Raw genomic sequence first — 16,823 nt, 5'->3', positions numbered from 1 at the left:
GAGTATAAAATGTGAAAAAAGAGAATAAATGCTCTAATTTTTTAGATTACAAAGTAATAGGACAGGAAGTAAGAAATCGTAGATTAGCAAAGGGATATACTCAAAAAGATTTAGCAAAAAAAATCGGAACAACATATCAGGTAATACTTCAATACGAAAAAGGAACACGCAGAATTTCAATTAAGAAGTTATATGAATTAGCAGAAGCATTATCAATAACTGCTAGAGACCTAGCTTGCGGACAAGAAGTATCAAATGAGAAAGGGTATGAGGGAGAGGAGGTACTAAATCTAGTAAGAAGACATAAAGAGATTAAGGATCAAGAATTACGTGAAACGTTTTATTTATTAACTAAATTCATCCGTATTAGTGAGGAAGAAAGTGGAAAGGCAGTAAAAGTAGAGGTGGCAAAGGGTTTAGTTAAGGAAGGAGTTTCTGCTCATGTTATCTCTCAAACGACCAGTTTATCTATTGATGAATATGATAATGATGAGAAAAAAATTTCCATTCCGTATAAAGTAGGTCAAAGAATAAAAGAATGGAGGTTGAGAAGAGGATACACTCAAGAAGATTTAGCAAGTAAAGTGGGCATAATAAATCAAAGAATATATGAATATGAACAAGGACGAGCTGCTGTTTCACTTGAAATGTTAGATGAAATAGCAAAGGTACTATCAATTAGTGTTACAGATCTACTTCCAGAAACGACAGAAAATGAGAATAGTGAAGTGGAACTATCAAGGTTAATAAAAGAATACAAAAAGATTAAAAGCCAAGAATTACGTCATGTACTAATAAAATCTCTGTTTGAAAGCATACAAGTTTGCAAAGAGAAAGTGAAGAGAGTAGAAAAGATGAAAATTGCAAAGAATTTAGTTAAGGAAGGAATTTCTATCAATATTATTTTAAAAACAGTGGGCATCTCTTTAGACGAAATTCAACAAATTTAAAATAAAAAATCAGTATCTATTAATATCTTTACTTTTTAATGAAAAAATAAGTAAAAAAGATTGAAAAATTGATTTGACTTCACTCAAAAGCTATGGCCTTATGCCAATGCTGACAAAAACAGCGGTAAATATATAAAAACATTTTGTTATTAGTGAAGGGTAATTTTTATGAATAATAAGAAAGATCGTAGAGAAGAAATAGAATTCAGAGCATTAGAAAGCAACGGTAAAGCACTACTTGATCGTGAAGTAATAGAAACGTTTCTAAGTGCAGTGCATGACAGGGAAGAAGCTCGAGTTATTGCTAGAAAGCTAATAGATAGTTTTGGAATAGGAGGAATTTTAGGTCAGGAAATAGATGACTTGAAAACTATAGAAGGGATAACTGACTCTACAGTAGCAGTAATTTTATGTCTAAAGGAAGCTGCAAAGAGAGTACCAAGAGAAGAGTTAAAGAAAGGACCTGTAATGGATAACTTGGAAACCATAGTAAAATATTTGAGGGTGAGTATTGGTTATTCAGAGGAGGAAAAGATGAAAATAATATATTTTGATCAAAAGTGCCGTTTAAAGGGGGAAGAAGTGTTCACTGGTACAGTGGATAAGGTACCTTTTTACATCAGAGAAGTAACAAGAAAGGCATTAATAAGAAAAGCGACGTCAATAATAATATCGCATAACCACCCAGAAGGAAGGTTAAAGCCATCTGATGAGGATGAAGCTGTAACTAAAGACTTGGCTAAAGCTTGTCAGACTATAGGGATTAGGTTGCTGGATCACATTATCATCACAAGTGTTGGGTATTTTAGCTTTAAAGAGCAAGGACTGTTATAAAGCAGATGTTTGAAGATTTTCATGAGTTGTTTAACTACTTGAATGAAGAAAGTATTTGCAATCACATTAATCATTGCTTATAATTAATGAGAAAGTATATATTGAATTAATAATAAAGTAATAAAGTAGGTTATAGACTTAGTAAAGTATATTTAATAGCGGAGGCTAATATGAGTAATAAAATAATTGTACCTTTTGATGATCAAGAAGGAGGTACTTACGAGTTAAACATTGATCTTGATAGATTATCAAAAGGTGAGGTGTTAAATGCTATTGTAGGAATAGGTCGTACTAACACCTTTGTAAGCAAAATTAATAAGGCTAAAAAGTTTGGAGAAGTGCCCTTCCCTAATAGAGACGTTCAAATCAACTACGGAAAAGGGCTTGACTACATATATGGCACAAAACCTTTGAGTAATCAAGCAGATTATCCAGAAGGGTTGAATCCATTTGCTTCAGCTTTGCAAAAAATAAAGCCAAGTGCAGGTGAAAGTGAAACTTTGAGCTGGTTTAAAAGTGAAGTGGTAGAGGCAAAGAATGTAAATGAATTGCACAAAGTTATAGACAAAGTACTAGCTTCTGGAGGAAGGCTAAATGCATGTAATGATGGAGAGTGGAGCTTTGCTGAATATGTAGTATTGGGTACACATTTTCATAAATTAGAAAAAAGTGATCGAAAAAAGATAATGCGTAAATTAATGCTAAGCGGTGCAGAGTTTCATGATACTTTATTGGAGAATAAATTGATAGGTGAAATCTATAATGAGCTACAACCAGAAGTTCAGCCACAGATAGATAAGCAACTAGAAGAACTAGAGAAAGCTGGCGAAAGTGCTGTTCAGGAAGGAGAATTAATAGATATCGAGATAGATAATAAAATGCTTTTTATGGAATTCTCTGAAGATAGCAAGGTAGAGGTAGCAAAAATACTGAGAGAGTTAGGGAGTAATATTTTAAAAATGGGTAATAATGCAGTTGAGATCAGAAGGGAGGAAGGAGGTGTAAGAAATTACGTTGATGTATCAGATGATAGCTCTGTTGTGTTAGAAATTCCTACAAGCGCTGGTAAACTAAATATTATATTGTACCATGATGTAAAAAAATATGATCAAGTACAAGTCAGAGTAGAAAACAAGGAAATGTGGGCTGAGCTACAACAAAGAGGGGAAGAAATTGGAAAAAATTGTCTTTTTGCTGGAGTAAAACTTAAAGAAGCAGTAGAAAAGGGAAGTTTTATGAGATGTGGCATATGGAATAGCAAGCAGCTTATGAAGGAGGTTGATAGCCCAAGTGAAAAATTGTCTTCATGGGTAGATAAAGTACGTGAAAATAGTAAAGAAACTTTTAGGGGGCTTTAATTCATTTATTTTAAGGTTCCAGAGTCTACCATTATATCTGGAGCCTTTGAGCTATAGTAGAAAATATTATATGTATGGTTCTTTGTATGGAAAAAAGTCTAGACTGTGAGGTAGGGCAAAAAGTAAAAAATTGGAGGTTAGAGAGAGGGTATACTCAGAAGGATTTAGCGGAGAAGGTTGGTGTAAAGTACTGGGCAATACTGCAATATGAAAAAGGGAGTCGTAAAATTCCAATTAAGAAATTATATGCTATAGCAGAAGCATTATCAGTAAATGTTAAAGGTCTAGTTTGTGGAGAGACGCTACCAAATGAAAAAAGATATTTTGAAGATGAAGAAATATTAAATTTAGTAAAGGGTTATAAAGATAAAGAATTAAGCGAGGTATTTTATTTATTAACCAAATTTATTCGTTTGAGTGAGGAAAGAAGCAGAAAAGCGGTAAAAATAGAAGTAGCAAGGGGTTTGATGAAAGTAGGAGTTTCTGCTCATGTTATCTCTCGAACAACTAACTTATCTATTGGTGAGTATGAGGAGAACAAAATTCCGGTTCCATACAAAGTAGGGCAAAGGATAAAAGAGTGGAGATTGATACGAGGATATACACAAAAAGATTTAGCGAATAAAGTTGGCATAACAAATCAAGGAATATACGAATATGAACAAGGGAGAGCTGCTGTCTCACTTGAAATGTTAGATGAAATAGCAAAGGTATTATCAATCAGTATCATAGATCTACTTCCCGAATCAGATGAGGATAGTGAAGCGGAAGAAAAGCTATCAAAGTTGATAGAAGAATACAAAAAGATTGAGAGTCGGGAATTACGCGATATGCTAATCAAGTCTTTATTTGAAGGTATACATGTTTATAGAGAAAAGGTCAGAGAGGAAAAGAAGATTGAAGTTGCAAGGAATTTAGTGAAAGAAGGAATTTCTGTTGATATTATCTTGCAAACGACAGGCTTATCAAATTATATGATTGAGAAATTTTTGTGATTTCATAAAAACTTAGCCAATAGTGGATTTTTTTGTGATAGAATATATGTTTGCTTCTGTAGGAAAAACAGCTTTTAGAGGATTTATCTATGATAATTCAGAGCATATTGAGCTACGAGCTGGGGAAAAAAATAGAAGGTTGTAGGATAGTACAAGGGTATACTCAGGCAAAATTAGCAAGCAAAATTGGTTTAACACATAAAGAAATACATAACTTTGAACTAGGGTGCAAGGCTATTACAATCAAAGAATCGTATATAATAGCAGGAGCATTGTCAGTTAATGTTATAGATCTACTTCCAGGACCAACAGTACTAAGAGAAAACAGTTGGTATGAAGATGAGGATAAAGAAATAGTCTATCTAACAAAAATACATAGAGAAATTAAGGATCAGGAATTACGCAAGAAGCTGTATCCATTAGTAAGGTTTGTATATATTAGCGAGAAAATTAGCCAAGAAGAAGCGAAAATAGAAGTAGCAAAGAATCTAGTGAAAGAAGGAGTTTCAGTTGATATTATTTCCCAAGTGACTCGCTTATCTACTTACGAATATGATGATATAGAGAAAGAAATTTGTACTGATTCTATACTCTACAAAGTGGGGAAAAGGATAAAAGAGCAGAGATTAATACGGGAATACACTCAGGAGGACTTGGCAAATAAAATCGGTTCAACACCTAAAGAAATACACGACTATGAACGAGGATATACAGACATTCCAATTGAAATATTATATAAGATAGCAAAGACATTATCAGTTAACATTAAAGCTCTTGGACTAACAGAATATGAAAATGAGCCAGTTTTTGGGTTTATAGGTAAATGCGAAAAAATTGAGGATCAAGAATTACTGGATACGGTAGTTAGATCTTTATCTGAAGGAATGCAAACTGGTAAAGAAAAGGTTAAAAAAGCAGAGAAAATCAAGATTACAAAAGATCTAGTTAAGGCAGGTATTGCTATTGATATTATTGTGCGAGCAAGTGGCCTAACTGCTGATGAGTTGGGTGAGTGTGAAAATTAAATGTGTTTAAGATATAAGTAAAGTTAGTTAATGATTTAACCAACAGAATTTGCTAACCAACTTTTTTGGCTCAGTTGAATTTTGCTTGGTATAAATTAAGATATGAAATCGCAAAGTTTATCTATTAATTTCTGATTGTCCTCTATCATTGCCTTTGCCTCTTGTTGAAGAGATTTGATATTTTTTGATGTAATGTTATCCATGTCAGCCGACGCTAGCTTCAATTGCGATTGTATTCTTACGTATCTATTGCCTATTACTTGATTCATCTGATAATTTACGCAGTCCAATCCAGAGGCAAACATCACATTTAACAAAGGTTTTATCCAGCCTATTTTTCCAAATCTCTTTGAATTGGCATACTCTATGCTTCTATCTGTTCTTCCAGTACCTATCGATAACAGTAGAATATCATCATTTGGAAATAACCTCTTACCACTTGCATATGCACAAGCCGCTGGATTATTTGCAAATACCCCGCCATCCACTAATACCATTTCCTTGTGGTTGATTTTAAGATATTTAGGTGCAAAGTAAGTAGGTGCAGCCGTTGCAGCTCTGAGTGCATCTTTCAGCTTAATATTACCTTCTTTCCAGCTTTTGAAGAAAAATGGGCAATTATTCTGAATGTCGTAACTGGTAAGCAGTACATTATTTAAAGTGTTTTGTAGAGTATCATCACCAAAATATTTGTCCAATACAAATTCAATATTTTTATATGGGTATTGTGCACAGTTAAACCAAGATAATATTGATCGCCTAAAAAATGAAGACTTGAAAATATATGGTCCATATTCCCGATAGAACTCGACTAAATCATTAGCAGAATATTGAGGTTTATCTTTTTTACATAATCCAGCTACAACAATTCCACCGGTTGAGGTCCCTGCCATAAGATCAAAGATTTCAGCTATCGGTTTTCTTGTCCTCTTTTCTATTTCTGCTAGAATTACTGCTGGTATTATGCCCCTTATGCCTCCACCATCTACTGAAAGGATATATTTAGTCATATTTATTGATTTTATTAACTTGTTCGCTTTTATCGGGATGTGTTTCCTGCCCAAAAGCCACAGTCTGCTTCACGCCTGGAGAAAATTGCACCAACCTAATAATTGATTCCGTGGGTCATGCTAAAAAATCCGTGTTGGTTCAGGCATACCAATTTACCTCAAAGCCTATTGCTGAATCCTTGGTTCAAGCTAAAAAGCGTGGAGTTGATATTAAGGTTATTCTAGATGAATCACAAACTAGTTCAAAACATAGTGTAATTAACGAATTATTTGAGCACAAAATCCCGATATGGATTGACTTTAAACCCGCTATTGCTCATAGCAAGGTAATTATTATTGATGAGCAAAAAATCATAACCGGATCATTTAACTTTTCAGATGCCGCTCAGCAAAGAAATGCTGAAAACCTACTGATCATAACAGGAGATTCTCCACTAGTTGAACAATACGTCAAAAATTGGAAAAATCGCCAATCGCAGTCTAAGCATTATACACCAGACTTTAAGTTATCTTTGAATTCATCTAATTCCTCAGAAAGATTTTTCACCCTTTCCTCAAGTACTAACACTTTTTCCATTAAACCATATTCAATAAGTTTATCGTGAAATTGTACCCTTGAGTCTAACTTGGATAACCACCATATCAATGCTACGGTTTGGATTAATATGGTAATAATTACCGTAATTGGGATTTTTTGCTTTTTCATGTGAAAATATTAACTTGTTATGGATAGTTTTGGAAATTTATATGCAGATTATAGAAAACTTACAGCTTTAGTGATTACTTTTTATTATCGGTCTTCTGCTTCTGCAAGTAGCTTAATGATTTCATCATAAGGTTTGTCCTTATTATGCCGTGATCTTAATACAGCAATTTTCCTTGGTGTTTTTCCATCTGTATCTCTAATGGTAGGGTCTGAACCTTTGTCTAATAAAAATCTAATTATCTCCAATTTGCCTTCATATGTAGCTGCATGTAAAGGTGTCCATCTTTCATATTTCGTAGCATTTATATCAACTCCTTTTTCTACTAGGAATTTTACAACCTCTGCACATCCCTCTTCTGCAGCATAATGTAGTGCTGTTAATTTAGGGATCTGCACATTAATATCTAATAGATTTTCTACTAAGAATTTTACAGTCTCTAAGTTACAATTTTGAGAAGCAATGCGTAATATCGTTTTATAATTATCTGCAGCCTTTGCCTTCATGTAGGAATAGGTAGCAATAATACATACTATTACTGTTATAAGCCACCAAAAATGCAGCTTGTTTTTTGTATCTTGACCCAATTTATCCATATTCAACATCTTTTTAATATTAAATAGATCATTTACTCATTTTTTATTAACATTACTTACTCAAAGATGCTGACAACATAGTAAGGTAACCTGAGCTATTTAAAGTATGCTCCGCTCTGTTAACTATCCATTCACCATCTACCGCTTGATTAAAAGCTATAAGATTAAGTTTAGCTTCTGCAAATAACTCTGGATTACCAGGTATAGTGATATCCAATACTGCATTATTTCGCTTTAGTTGTTTTAACTTAGCATTTGCTGCACTTAGTGCTGATTCTGCATTTGAGTACATTTCTAGCATAATATAACTTGGCTCGCCGCTACCAACTGTTTCTTTAATAGTTTCACCCTTTTCATAGCTATGCCACTTTGCCACTACTGAATTATACTTATCACGTACGGTAAAATGCACTTTCCAGTTAATTGTATCTTGAGGTCTAATATTCGTTGTTCCTAAAGCTTTTCCTGTGGCTGATTTTGCCATGTTTTTTGAAATAAATAATATATACCCACCAGCTAATTTTGCCATTGCTTCACGCTCTGTTGCGATCTTTGTTAACAGACTTATATCACTTTCATCTGCCTGATTAATATGGGGTATCAATACATTCTTAAATTCCTCAGCAACTTTATGTCCATATCCATGTTTTTGAGCTATTTCTTTCACTAAGTTTTCTATGGTAATTTGATGCCATTCTTTTGATACTTTTGCCTTCAAAGATATTCTTAAATTTGTTGCATGAGCTTTTATTAGTAGAGTTTTAGGTGGACCCTGTATAGTCACTTCGTTGACTGTATATATACCCATTGGAAAGATTCCAATTTCCTTATAACCTAGTGCTATGTTCAATTCATTCGGAATATCTATGTCTTCATCCCTGTAATCAACACACACTTCAACTACATCATCTATTATTCCTGATTCATCTGTAAGGTGCAATGATATAACTCTATCTTTAATTGATTCACATTTATCTATTATAAAATCTGGCTGCATTTATTCCCAGACCTTTAATTTTGACTTTTGTACTATTTTCTTAATAGTAGGAAGCTTTATCTTTAATCCTGCAGGCAAAAAGCTTCCGTATTCTGCCAAACCTAAGTTCTCTGCTAGTACTAATTCCACTACTCCATCAGTAAATCCGTAATGTTTCCAGCAAATCAGATCTAACATCTCATTTTCTTTACTCACATAGTATACAGTCATCTATAGCTTTTTAAACTCAAACTAAATTCAACTTTTCTTGGTAGTCCATTAGGTAAAAAATACATCTGCTTTTCTTCTAACCTAGTAATTACGAATTGTCCTAAAATATTACCTAAACTATCTACTAAAATATGTGGTTTTTCAGCTTCTTTCACACTCTTTAATTGATTTAGCCCGTTGAGATTATGCAGATAAATCGTTCCTTCTAAATCTATATTTTCTACACCTTGACCGATATTTTGTAATAGTGGCATATTTTCAATACACTCAATCGTGCTCCAACGATTTTCTCTGCTATACTTTAAACTTGTGGGAGCAAACTTATACGGACCAAGAGATAGCATCAATAAAATGTCTCTACCGTATCAAATAAAACATCACGTGACTTTTCTCTTATCCTTTTTATTACTTCATCTGCAAGACTACGAACATCTTGGTTAGGTTCTGCTTTAATGCTGATAGTGTAATTATTAGTGATGTTCTGAGTTTTATTTTGTTCTTTATTTTCAAATTTACTCCTTGCAAAGTCAGCAAGTATCTTATCGTTTTCTGTGGACTTTTTCTCTTCGATAAGGCTTTTGACTCTAAAGATATTCTTATTTCTCTTGGAAAATTCTTTAATTATACTGTTACCTAACAAAGGATTTCCACTGTTGAAAATGTTGCTCTTTAAGGGAGTATGGACTGCTTTTACTTCAGTTTTCCTTTTTTTAAGCTCTTTCAATGTGCTATTCCCCAGTACTTTTCCAAATACACTTTCCCCTATCCATGAAAAAGCTTCTCCTATAGGTTTAATAAGTGATTTCCACAAGCTAGAGAAAAAGTCTTTCACCTTTTGCCAGTTAGCTATAACAAGAGCTGCACCAGTAACAAGTCCAGCAACTAAAAGTCCTATAGGGTTAGCGAGTGTTATTGCTCTTAGTCCTGTTACTACTGCAGGAAAAACTGTAGCTGATAAAAATGAAAATACTCCAAGTAGGTTTGCTTTCAGACTAAAAATCGTACTTCCTAGCAATGTAAATCCGTATCCTAGTCCTACTGCTACAATTTTTAAACTTATCAAGGCTGCTACAGTACCCATGATCGCCGTGGTTAAAGTTGGATATTTTTCTGCAAACTCTGCTATATATCTAGTTTTTTCTTGTAAAAATTCAGCTATAGATTTTAAAGTAGGCAGCATCACTGAGCCCAGGTTCATACCAACTTCAGCTATTGCATTTCGAAGAAGTCGTAATTTATTAGCTGTAGTGTCTGCACGATTTTTGAATTCTTCTTGTAGAGAGCTCTTGTACTTTTCTGTATTAGCCAATAACTTTATTGCATCCTCATACTTATTAAAACTTCCAGCTAATAATGCAATATCATCTTGATATTCCTGACCGAAAAGTTTCATAAGGATTGTAGAACGTTCCTGGTTATCCATTTTCTTTAGAGTTTGAAAAAAATAGAGTAATGCTTCTTCGCCGTTTTCGCTTATTCTTTGTACTATTTCTTCTGCAGTTATTCCCATTTGCTCTAATGCTGCTTTAAAATCCCCTCCTTGTTCTTCAGCAGTCTGAAGTTTACTAAGTAGAGCATTTATAGCAGTTGCAGCTTTTTCAGGTGTTTTACCTAAGCTAATGAAAGCATTTGCTAAACTACTTGTTTTCTCGATATCCAAACCAAACTGCTTTGCAGTACCACCAACTATTGCTAGAGTTTCAACCATATCTCTTGCTTTAGCAGCAGTGTTATCTGATAAGTGGTTGATCACATTACCAACATGTTCCATTTTACTAACATCAATTCCATAAACGTTAGAGAGTTTAGCTATAGAATCACCTGCTTGCTCTGCAGACATATCAAATGCTGTAGACATTTTTGCCACTGTTTCTGTAAACATAAAAAGATCTTCTTTCTTGATACCAAGTTGACCACCACTTGCAGCTATTTGTGCCAGTTCTGCGGCTGATAATGGTATAGTGCGTGACATCTCTTTTAACTTCTTTGCAAATTTAGTTGCTTCATCCGTTCCTTTTTTAAAATCTACCACTTTTGTAACATCAGCCATAGCACTTTCAAAATCAATCGCAACTTTGATTGGCGCTGCAAGCGTTAGCCCTAGCCCAATAGTTTCTATAATTTGTGACTTAAAATGTGCTCTGCTTGCTAAAAAACTTTGGTGACTACGTATTACAGACCCAAGCTTACCATACTTACCTTTTAGCACTTCAATAGAAGAACCAAGTTTATATTGATCACTTACTAATGACTTAATATTTCTTCCACTTTTCCTTACTTCTTCATTAAATGAATGCAAAGCATCTCTCTTTTTCAAATATGCTTCTTTTGCTTTTGTTGCGGAGATTTTGGCCTTGTCAAACTCAGCTTTTAAAGTTTTGCTTGGTTTCTCTATTGCTTTCATTTGTTTAGCTAAAGATTTTACCTGATCCTCAAAACCTTTCCATGACCTCCTGCTAGTCAAAACATCATGACCTAACTGCTTAAACTTTGATACTGATTTTAAAGATGAGTCAAGCTTTCTTATATTCTCACCAAGATTAGAGAGTTGACTACTACTGCCCTTTATTACAGTATTAAAACTGCCATCAAGTACTGCACCTATTTTTATCGATAATACTGACATTTGAACTCCCTAGCTAATTTGCTCCATAAAATAAACTCACTAATCTCCATATCAAGAATGTGCTCAACTCCACCACCTATGATAGAGCCAAGCACTAGTATTTCTAATCTCAAGTTTTTTGGATAATCGGTGAAAAAAAATCTTTTAATACCTCTTGTACTTTTACATAATCAGCAATATCTAACTCTTCAATCGCTTCTTTTGCAACTGATGTCAAATTGGCAGTCAAAGTTACTTCCTTACTTAGATCACTACCATTAAGTCTCTCAATAGCTAGATAATCTCTAACTTTTGGACGTCTAATGGTAAGCTCTGAGATAGAAATACCATCAACTGTTATTGGATTATCAAGTTTTACTGTTGTCATACTTTCTCCTAAAAAATAAAATTCTAAAATCTTTTTAAAACTAAACCTAAATACCTAGAACTGCTTGTAGCAAGGCCATCTGATCAACACCATTAATCTTGCGAATCATATTCTCAGCATCGATTTCTATCAGCTCATTGCCACCTATCGTAAGTTTATAATAATGGGCAGCTACAGTGCATTTGAGAGTGGCTTTTTCAGCAGGTTTCCAGCTACCAAAGTCAAATTCTTTGAATATTCCCCTGAGATTGATTACTACAGCTTCAATATCGTTACTACCACTCCCTTGCATTCCACCACGGAGCGTCAAAGATACCGAATTTCCATTTATCAAGCCAAATAGCCGAAAGAGCTCTGTATCGTATTCAGCAAAAGTGAAATCTGCTTCAAGCTTCTCAATGCCCATATCAATATTTATTGGAATATCCATACCACCAGCACGGTACTCCTCTGTTTTTATGGTAAGCTTCGGCAAAGTTATTTCATCTATTTTTCCTGCATAGCCTCTACCATCAACAAATACGTTAAAATTTCTCAGTATTTTCGGTAACATTTGTTTTTCTCCTTTTCTTACAGTACTTCGCTATTGATCAAGTGTGATCTAAAAGTAATCTGTTCTGCTGGATACGGTGGTGTAAACTCAAAGTCAAAATATACTTTCCCGCTTGCAATGTTTGCCGGTGTGTTGAGTTCTGGAGTTGCATAACATTTTCCACTGATAATAGCTCCTTGAGCTTTCAAATTTGCAAGATAAGAATTCACCCCCTCAATCACATCATCTATGTAAGTTTTGGTGATATTGCGATCAACTGCCCAGAGATGAGCTCGAAGTAAACTATCATTAATTAAATCTGCAGTCCTTCTCACTGATAAAAAAGCCCATTTTGAGTCATTTGAACATGTTCTATTTCCCCAAAGCCTATAGCCATTTTGATGAATTATCGTTGTTACTTCATTTTCATTTAAGTGATTTGCTCTGCAATTTGCATAACCTAAGCTAAAATCAATAGGCCTGCTTGTTCCAACAATACCGTTTATCTCTTTATTTGAAGGTGAGTGCCAGAAGCCTTGCTCGCTGTCTATTTTAGCTATTAAACCTGCTACAAACGGACTTGCTGGTTTTTCCTCCCCTTCAAATACCTTAACCCATGGATCAACAACGTAAACTCTTGAGCTGCCTACACTTTTTCTCCATTTTATTGCTTCTTCATCATTAGTATTTGGTCCATCTGCTACTATTATGCTTCTCAGCTTTTCTGCTACTCCTATCAAAGCTGCTACTACTGGGTTTTTAGGATTTTCAGATTCAGGCAATTGATGAGTAAACTGAGGTGCAATTAATATTCTTGGAGCAACATGGACTATACTTTCACTGCTGAGAAATGCCTCGATTCCCTGATATTCTCCAGTTTCTTCGTCAACTCCACCAATGATATTTGCAGTTGTTTCTTCTTCTTTTAACTTTAGATCAATATTTTTACTTTCCTCAACTCTAATTACTATAACTGTTGCACCAATTTGGGAAAATATTCCATTTACTGCAGAAGGTAAACTGCCACTCTTTCCAAGCTTTGCTGCTTCCTTTAAACTTCCTGCTATCAGTACTGGCTTATTCAGTGGAAATTTTTGCCCATCTGCTTCAGGAGCAGTACCAATTACACCTATCACTGATGATTTAGCTGTACGTACTGATCTTGTCCCTGAGGTAACCTCTATAACATTTACGCCGTGTAAAAATTCTTCAGCCATTTCTTTGTATTTTTTTCCTGAAATCATCGAGCAAAGTCTGTAGCTCATTTTCACTCTTGGCTTCTTCAATTTTTCTCTTGGCTAAATCTTCAAGCTCTTCACATTTAATTATTGCTTTTACTGCTTTTTTTGCCTTTTCCTCAATTATTTTTGCCATTTCAATAACTGTAATACCACGTACTTTTGCTAAAGGCTCTATAATTTCTACATCTTTTTCATCTTGGTCTGCTAGAATGCTTTTTGCGGCTTTTTCTTGTATTTGATACGATTTAGCTTTTTGGTAAGAATTTCCAGCGTATTCGTTAGTATAGTTATCATAATAAGCACGAAGATTAGAAAGTGCAGAAAACTTCGCATTTTGTAGTAACTCCAATTTAATATCTTCTTGACTCCGCTGAGCAATTTCTCCTCCTTCTGTTAACTGATAACTCTTTTGCCAGTCGAAATTCTTTGGCGCTTCATACCAATCATTTCCAGTTGGCTTACTTTCAAGCGTTGTTGTTTCTACTTGTTTGTTATGTTCAAATCTAATATAAATTGGCATTGGTTTTCTCCGTTTTCTAGTATCAATTCCAAATTTTGTGGGTGGCATCTAATCCTGGACATTGCCAAGCTCTTAGCGTTCTCTCTACGTCCACCTCAAGTCCTGTGGTGAGAAAATTGCTACGTATGTTATAAATTCCCCACTGGATAAATTGACCATAGGTATATACATTACCTGAGAGCACACCTTCACTAACTTTTGTTCTGGAATATAAATAAGACGATGTGTAAAGTAATATTGCAACTGTTTTTCCTGCTGGAATTTCTACGTTGCCAGATCCGGCTAATTTGCTATCAGAACTTGTGTATTGGTAAATATTTTTCCACATTATTTTAGAGATTCTTGACTTACTGGTATTATCAGGAGTTCCCAAAAATAATCCTGCACCCCCATACTCCGTACTCGAATATGATGATCCAACAAATTCTATTGCTTTATTTATGTTCACATTGGTTGTATTTTTTACAAATACTACTCCAAGTGCAGCATATGGGTAATAGTATATCTCATCATAACTACCAGAAAAACTTTTTGTGCATAACTCTCCGTAAATAAATGTTCCTTTACTTCCCTCTATAAAACTTAGTTGTCTTGGCCGATAAAAACTAACGTAATCTGTATTGTACGTATGGCTACCTGCTAGTAGTTGTAACATATAGTCAGTTTTTGTTATATCACTACTCCACTTTCCAAGCTCTGTCGTAAAAGTTCCGTGGCCAAAATAATTATTTTTTCTGCCAAGTACACCAAATAAGAAAGGTAATGACCCTGATTCAACCATGTTGCGCTTTCTTATTTCATTTATAAGAGACGCTTTTAATTGTTCATCCAGAGTTTTTACCTCATTAGAGATGTTTTTAATTCGAGTTTCTATTTCTCCTATAATTGATGAGCCAGGTGGTACATTATTAACAGCACGAAAATCTTCTACTAAACCTTTAAGACCATCTTTATGACTGTTACTAATGCTATTTATTGCTGCAATATTGGCATTCTTTCTCGTATCAAGTAGTGATATATGCGAATCTGATGATGCTTTTAAAGTGTTTAAGGAATTATCCCTAAGCTTGTTAATTTCATTGACAGACTCTGTTTTTGCTGCAGTTATGGACGATATTGAATTTTCCTTATTGGTATTTATGTCATTCAAATGTGATCTTGCAGCGTTTAGAAGTTCTTTCAACTTTCCATCTGTCATTTGCACAATTTCAGAAACCGAACTTTTATCGACTATTGATTCCAATGCCTTAGCAAGATATGCAAGTTGATCTGGTGTACTATTTGCTGCTAAATCCTTAAGCCTTCCTTGCAGTGCATCAATTATCTCTTTTACCTCAGTCATCTGTACAATGTCAGCAATAGCTTTTTTATCTGCTATCAATTCCAGCGATTTTGCAAGATATGCCAGTTGATCAGGTGTGCTACTTGCTGCTAAATCCTTTATCCTTTGATGTAACGCTTCTATTGCTTCTTTCATTCCCAAAAATTCAAAAAAGTTTCAAATCTAAATCGTTTAAAATTATTTTTTAGTTGATTATGCTCATCTTCTCTTTCGGTAATATCTTCATCTATTTTTTCTATAGCTCTTCGAATACGTACCACATCTTGAACTGCAATATTTTCTGGATGAGGCAGTGGATATCCTCGTTTGGCTTGGTCAACAGTCATTATGTGACAATCACTCTGAGATTTTTTACCTTAGGGCGATAGACAACCGTACCACTCAAAACTAATTTTACTCTAGTCTCACTAGCATTAAAATTTGATAGCACATGAGTTCTCTCTACCCAATTTTCCCCTATTGGTTTTCCTGATGTTAAATTTACTAATTGCCAATCCACATTTTTTTGCACATATGCTTTTACATCTGCAGTGCCAGGTATTAGCGCATCATATGTTATGGTGATCTTGGTGTTAGCTCCTGCTGTAATGCTTCTCGTTACATAATCTCCGGACTCTGAAAGATTACCTAGAACTAGCTGTAACCCAGGATATAGCACTGGACTTTTTTCTTTTGACCCTTTTAAATTTGCCTTTACTGTTAACTCTCCAGATAGTCTTTCACGCAGCGCGAGCGGCAAGTTATCAGATAGAAAATTTTCTTTTCCTTCTTCATCTGTCAGAATAAATTCTACATTGGTATCAAATGCTACTTTTTCGACGTTCGTCAAAACAATTAAATCTGATACGTTATTTGCAGTAACTTTACCAAGATCAATAACGTGAGAATTTTCAGTGAACTTCGCTGCTAAAAGCCTAAAAGTTAGATCTAAATTTTGATGTGGTGTCCAAGTACTTGCGTTGCTAGATGAAAGTAATACTCCTACTTGATATGGCTGACTTGTTACCCAACGGCTATTTACTGCATCATATTTGCCAAGTTCTGCTATTTTGACTGCAGTACCAGGATCATCAGTAAGCAGTACTATTGCATACTCCTCTCCTGCATGGCAAAACACTGGTGACCACTTTATACGTGTTGCTGTGCCATCTATCTTTATATCTTTTGGCTCAATATAGCTTTCAGCAATGACAGTTTGTGAGGGCATTCCCACTGCTGTTTCTCTAATCTGCACAGCAACACGTTTTTTGCCTCTATTTATAAACCATAACTCTAGACCTCCTATGTGCCTGCTTTCATTTAGAGTAAATGTTTGCGCTAAAGGATCAACTCGTCTTGCTGAGATCACTCTTCTTCTTTCTTCTATGGTAATTGTTTTTTTACCAGTATAAGTTGCCTCTCCATAGCTTCCTTTATCCCCATAAAACTGTACTAATTTAGTACCTGCTGTAATATTTGCTGGGATTTTTATCTTTCCCTTTAATTTTCCCTGGTTGTTGGCTGTGAGCATATTTTT

General features: G+C 34.6%; 19 protein-coding genes and 1 pseudogene. 6 read left to right on the top strand and 14 right to left on the bottom strand.

Annotated features, from left to right (window positions below; translation table 11 throughout):
• The first annotated feature begins 11 nt into the window (after window positions 1-11).
• From wmk (OPR42_RS00460) to wmk (OPR42_RS00440), 5 genes are all read left to right on the top strand, one after another.
• On the top strand, window positions 12-950 hold the full coding sequence (gene wmk, locus OPR42_RS00460) for a WO male-killing family protein Wmk (protein ID WP_265041465.1): 939 nt from the start codon (window positions 12-14) through the stop codon (window positions 948-950).
• A 168-nt stretch (window positions 951-1,118) separates the two neighbouring features.
• Window positions 1,119-1,784 (top strand): JAB domain-containing protein, encoded by a 666-nt coding sequence (locus OPR42_RS00455; RefSeq protein ID WP_143688905.1) that lies wholly within the window; start codon window positions 1,119-1,121, stop codon window positions 1,782-1,784.
• A gap of 170 nt (window positions 1,785-1,954) precedes the next feature.
• On the top strand, window positions 1,955-3,142 hold the full coding sequence (locus OPR42_RS00450; RefSeq protein ID WP_265041464.1) for a hypothetical protein: 1,188 nt from the start codon (window positions 1,955-1,957) through the stop codon (window positions 3,140-3,142).
• An 86-nt stretch (window positions 3,143-3,228) separates the two neighbouring features.
• A complete protein-coding gene (wmk, locus tag OPR42_RS00445; RefSeq protein WP_006013992.1) occupies window positions 3,229-4,137 on the top strand; it encodes a WO male-killing family protein Wmk in 909 nt (302 codons plus the stop codon).
• Window positions 4,138-4,226: 89 nt separating this feature from the next.
• Window positions 4,227-5,162, top strand: a complete 936-nt coding sequence (gene wmk, locus OPR42_RS00440; protein WP_265041463.1) for a WO male-killing family protein Wmk — start codon at window positions 4,227-4,229, stop codon at window positions 5,160-5,162.
• Window positions 5,163-5,257: 95 nt separating this feature from the next.
• Here the strand turns inward: wmk (OPR42_RS00440) and OPR42_RS00435 are convergent, their stop codons facing one another.
• Window positions 5,258-6,172 (bottom strand): patatin-like phospholipase family protein, encoded by a 915-nt coding sequence (locus OPR42_RS00435; protein WP_265041461.1) that lies wholly within the window; start codon window positions 6,170-6,172, stop codon window positions 5,258-5,260.
• Window positions 6,173-6,177: 5 nt separating this feature from the next.
• Here OPR42_RS00435 and OPR42_RS08775 point away from each other — a divergent pair.
• Window positions 6,178-6,669, top strand: a pseudogene (locus OPR42_RS08775) (phospholipase D family nuclease); the annotation flags it as partial.
• On the opposite strand, the gene OPR42_RS00425 reads toward OPR42_RS08775, so the two are convergent.
• The 13 genes from OPR42_RS00425 to OPR42_RS00365 all read right to left on the bottom strand — a co-directional run bounded on the left by OPR42_RS00425 (window position 6,660) and on the right by OPR42_RS00365 (window position 16,817).
• A complete protein-coding gene (locus tag OPR42_RS00425; protein WP_264686092.1) occupies window positions 6,660-6,878 on the bottom strand; it encodes a hypothetical protein in 219 nt (72 codons plus the stop codon). The pseudogene OPR42_RS08775 and the gene OPR42_RS00425 sit on opposite strands and share 10 nt — an antisense overlap.
• Before the next feature lie 84 nt (window positions 6,879-6,962).
• Window positions 6,963-7,472: an ankyrin repeat domain-containing protein gene (locus OPR42_RS00420; protein ID WP_264686091.1), complete on the bottom strand. Its 510-nt coding sequence runs from the start codon at window positions 7,470-7,472 to the stop codon at window positions 6,963-6,965.
• 52 nt (window positions 7,473-7,524) lie between these two features.
• Window positions 7,525-8,469 carry a contractile injection system protein, VgrG/Pvc8 family gene (locus tag OPR42_RS00415; protein WP_265041460.1) on the bottom strand — a complete coding sequence of 315 codons (945 nt, stop codon included), beginning with the start codon at window positions 8,467-8,469 and terminating at the stop codon, window positions 7,525-7,527.
• Window positions 8,470-8,679, bottom strand: coding sequence for a tail protein X (locus tag OPR42_RS00410; protein WP_006015620.1), 210 nt, complete (start codon window positions 8,677-8,679; stop codon window positions 8,470-8,472). It lies immediately after the preceding gene.
• Window positions 8,676-9,023: a phage tail protein gene (locus OPR42_RS00405; RefSeq protein WP_007303025.1), complete on the bottom strand. Its 348-nt coding sequence runs from the start codon at window positions 9,021-9,023 to the stop codon at window positions 8,676-8,678. Before OPR42_RS00405 ends, OPR42_RS00410 begins: the two co-directional genes overlap by 4 nt.
• Window positions 9,023-11,305 (bottom strand): phage tail tape measure protein, encoded by a 2,283-nt coding sequence (locus OPR42_RS00400; protein ID WP_265041459.1) that lies wholly within the window; start codon window positions 11,303-11,305, stop codon window positions 9,023-9,025. Before OPR42_RS00400 ends, OPR42_RS00405 begins: the two co-directional genes overlap by 1 nt.
• 109 nt (window positions 11,306-11,414) lie before the next feature.
• Window positions 11,415-11,672: a phage tail assembly protein gene (locus OPR42_RS00395; protein ID WP_264376465.1), complete on the bottom strand. Its 258-nt coding sequence runs from the start codon at window positions 11,670-11,672 to the stop codon at window positions 11,415-11,417.
• Window positions 11,673-11,718: 46 nt separating this feature from the next.
• Window positions 11,719-12,225, bottom strand: coding sequence for a phage major tail tube protein (locus OPR42_RS00390; protein WP_265041458.1), 507 nt, complete (start codon window positions 12,223-12,225; stop codon window positions 11,719-11,721).
• 17 nt (window positions 12,226-12,242) lie between these two features.
• Complete coding sequence (locus OPR42_RS00385) at window positions 12,243-13,421, bottom strand: phage tail sheath subtilisin-like domain-containing protein (protein ID WP_265042345.1); 1,179 nt, start codon at window positions 13,419-13,421, stop codon at window positions 12,243-12,245.
• A complete protein-coding gene (locus OPR42_RS00380; protein WP_265041457.1) occupies window positions 13,414-13,965 on the bottom strand; it encodes a hypothetical protein in 552 nt (183 codons plus the stop codon). The genes OPR42_RS00385 and OPR42_RS00380 overlap by 8 nt, the downstream gene beginning before the upstream one ends.
• Window positions 13,966-13,987: 22 nt before the next feature.
• The gene (locus OPR42_RS00375) at window positions 13,988-15,442 is read right to left on the bottom strand and encodes a hypothetical protein (protein ID WP_265041456.1); all 1,455 of its coding nucleotides are present in this window, start codon (window positions 15,440-15,442) and stop codon (window positions 13,988-13,990) included.
• Window positions 15,439-15,633: a hypothetical protein gene (locus OPR42_RS00370; RefSeq protein WP_265014487.1), complete on the bottom strand. Its 195-nt coding sequence runs from the start codon at window positions 15,631-15,633 to the stop codon at window positions 15,439-15,441. Before OPR42_RS00370 ends, OPR42_RS00375 begins: the two co-directional genes overlap by 4 nt.
• Complete coding sequence (locus OPR42_RS00365; protein ID WP_265041454.1) at window positions 15,633-16,817, bottom strand: hypothetical protein; 1,185 nt, start codon at window positions 16,815-16,817, stop codon at window positions 15,633-15,635. Before OPR42_RS00365 ends, OPR42_RS00370 begins: the two co-directional genes overlap by 1 nt.
• Window positions 16,818-16,823 lie beyond the last annotated feature (6 nt).

It is taken from the genome of Wolbachia endosymbiont (group B) of Melanostoma mellinum (assembly GCF_947251465.1).
Classification (GTDB): Bacteria; Pseudomonadota; Alphaproteobacteria; order Rickettsiales; family Anaplasmataceae; genus Wolbachia.
The sequence above is the reverse complement of the archived record's forward strand: the minus strand, read 5'-3'. Positions and strand labels throughout refer to the sequence as shown.

Excerpts from the sequence above, each read along its gene's own strand:
- OPR42_RS00455 (WP_143688905.1), top strand. The coding sequence starts at position 1,119 with ATGAATAATAAGAAAGATCGTAGAGAAGAAATAGAATTCAGAGCATTA.
- OPR42_RS00450 (WP_265041464.1), top strand. The coding sequence starts at position 1,955 with ATGAGTAATAAAATAATTGTACCTTTTGATGATCAAGAAGGAGGTACT.
- wmk (WP_006013992.1), top strand. The coding sequence starts at position 3,229 with ATGGAAAAAAGTCTAGACTGTGAGGTAGGGCAAAAAGTAAAAAATTGG.
- wmk (WP_265041463.1), top strand. The coding sequence starts at position 4,227 with ATGATAATTCAGAGCATATTGAGCTACGAGCTGGGGAAAAAAATAGAA.
- OPR42_RS00435 (WP_265041461.1), bottom strand. The coding sequence starts at position 6,172 with ATGACTAAATATATCCTTTCAGTAGATGGTGGAGGCATAAGGGGCATA.
- OPR42_RS00425 (WP_264686092.1), bottom strand. The coding sequence starts at position 6,878 with ATGAAAAAGCAAAAAATCCCAATTACGGTAATTATTACCATATTAATC.
- OPR42_RS00420 (WP_264686091.1), bottom strand. The coding sequence starts at position 7,472 with ATGGATAAATTGGGTCAAGATACAAAAAACAAGCTGCATTTTTGGTGG.
- OPR42_RS00415 (WP_265041460.1), bottom strand. The coding sequence starts at position 8,469 with ATGCAGCCAGATTTTATAATAGATAAATGTGAATCAATTAAAGATAGA.
- OPR42_RS00410 (WP_006015620.1), bottom strand. The coding sequence starts at position 8,679 with ATGACTGTATACTATGTGAGTAAAGAAAATGAGATGTTAGATCTGATT.
- OPR42_RS00405 (WP_007303025.1), bottom strand. The coding sequence starts at position 9,023 with ATGCTATCTCTTGGTCCGTATAAGTTTGCTCCCACAAGTTTAAAGTAT.
- OPR42_RS00400 (WP_265041459.1), bottom strand. The coding sequence starts at position 11,305 with ATGTCAGTATTATCGATAAAAATAGGTGCAGTACTTGATGGCAGTTTT.
- OPR42_RS00395 (WP_264376465.1), bottom strand. The coding sequence starts at position 11,672 with ATGACAACAGTAAAACTTGATAATCCAATAACAGTTGATGGTATTTCT.
- OPR42_RS00390 (WP_265041458.1), bottom strand. The coding sequence starts at position 12,225 with ATGTTACCGAAAATACTGAGAAATTTTAACGTATTTGTTGATGGTAGA.
- OPR42_RS00385 (WP_265042345.1), bottom strand. The coding sequence starts at position 13,421 with ATGGCTGAAGAATTTTTACACGGCGTAAATGTTATAGAGGTTACCTCA.
- OPR42_RS00380 (WP_265041457.1), bottom strand. The coding sequence starts at position 13,965 with ATGCCAATTTATATTAGATTTGAACATAACAAACAAGTAGAAACAACA.
- OPR42_RS00375 (WP_265041456.1), bottom strand. The coding sequence starts at position 15,442 with ATGAAAGAAGCAATAGAAGCGTTACATCAAAGGATAAAGGATTTAGCA.
- OPR42_RS00370 (WP_265014487.1), bottom strand. The coding sequence starts at position 15,633 with ATGACTGTTGACCAAGCCAAACGAGGATATCCACTGCCTCATCCAGAA.
- OPR42_RS00365 (WP_265041454.1), bottom strand. The coding sequence starts at position 16,817 with ATGCTCACAGCCAACAACCAGGGAAAATTAAAGGGAAAGATAAAAATC.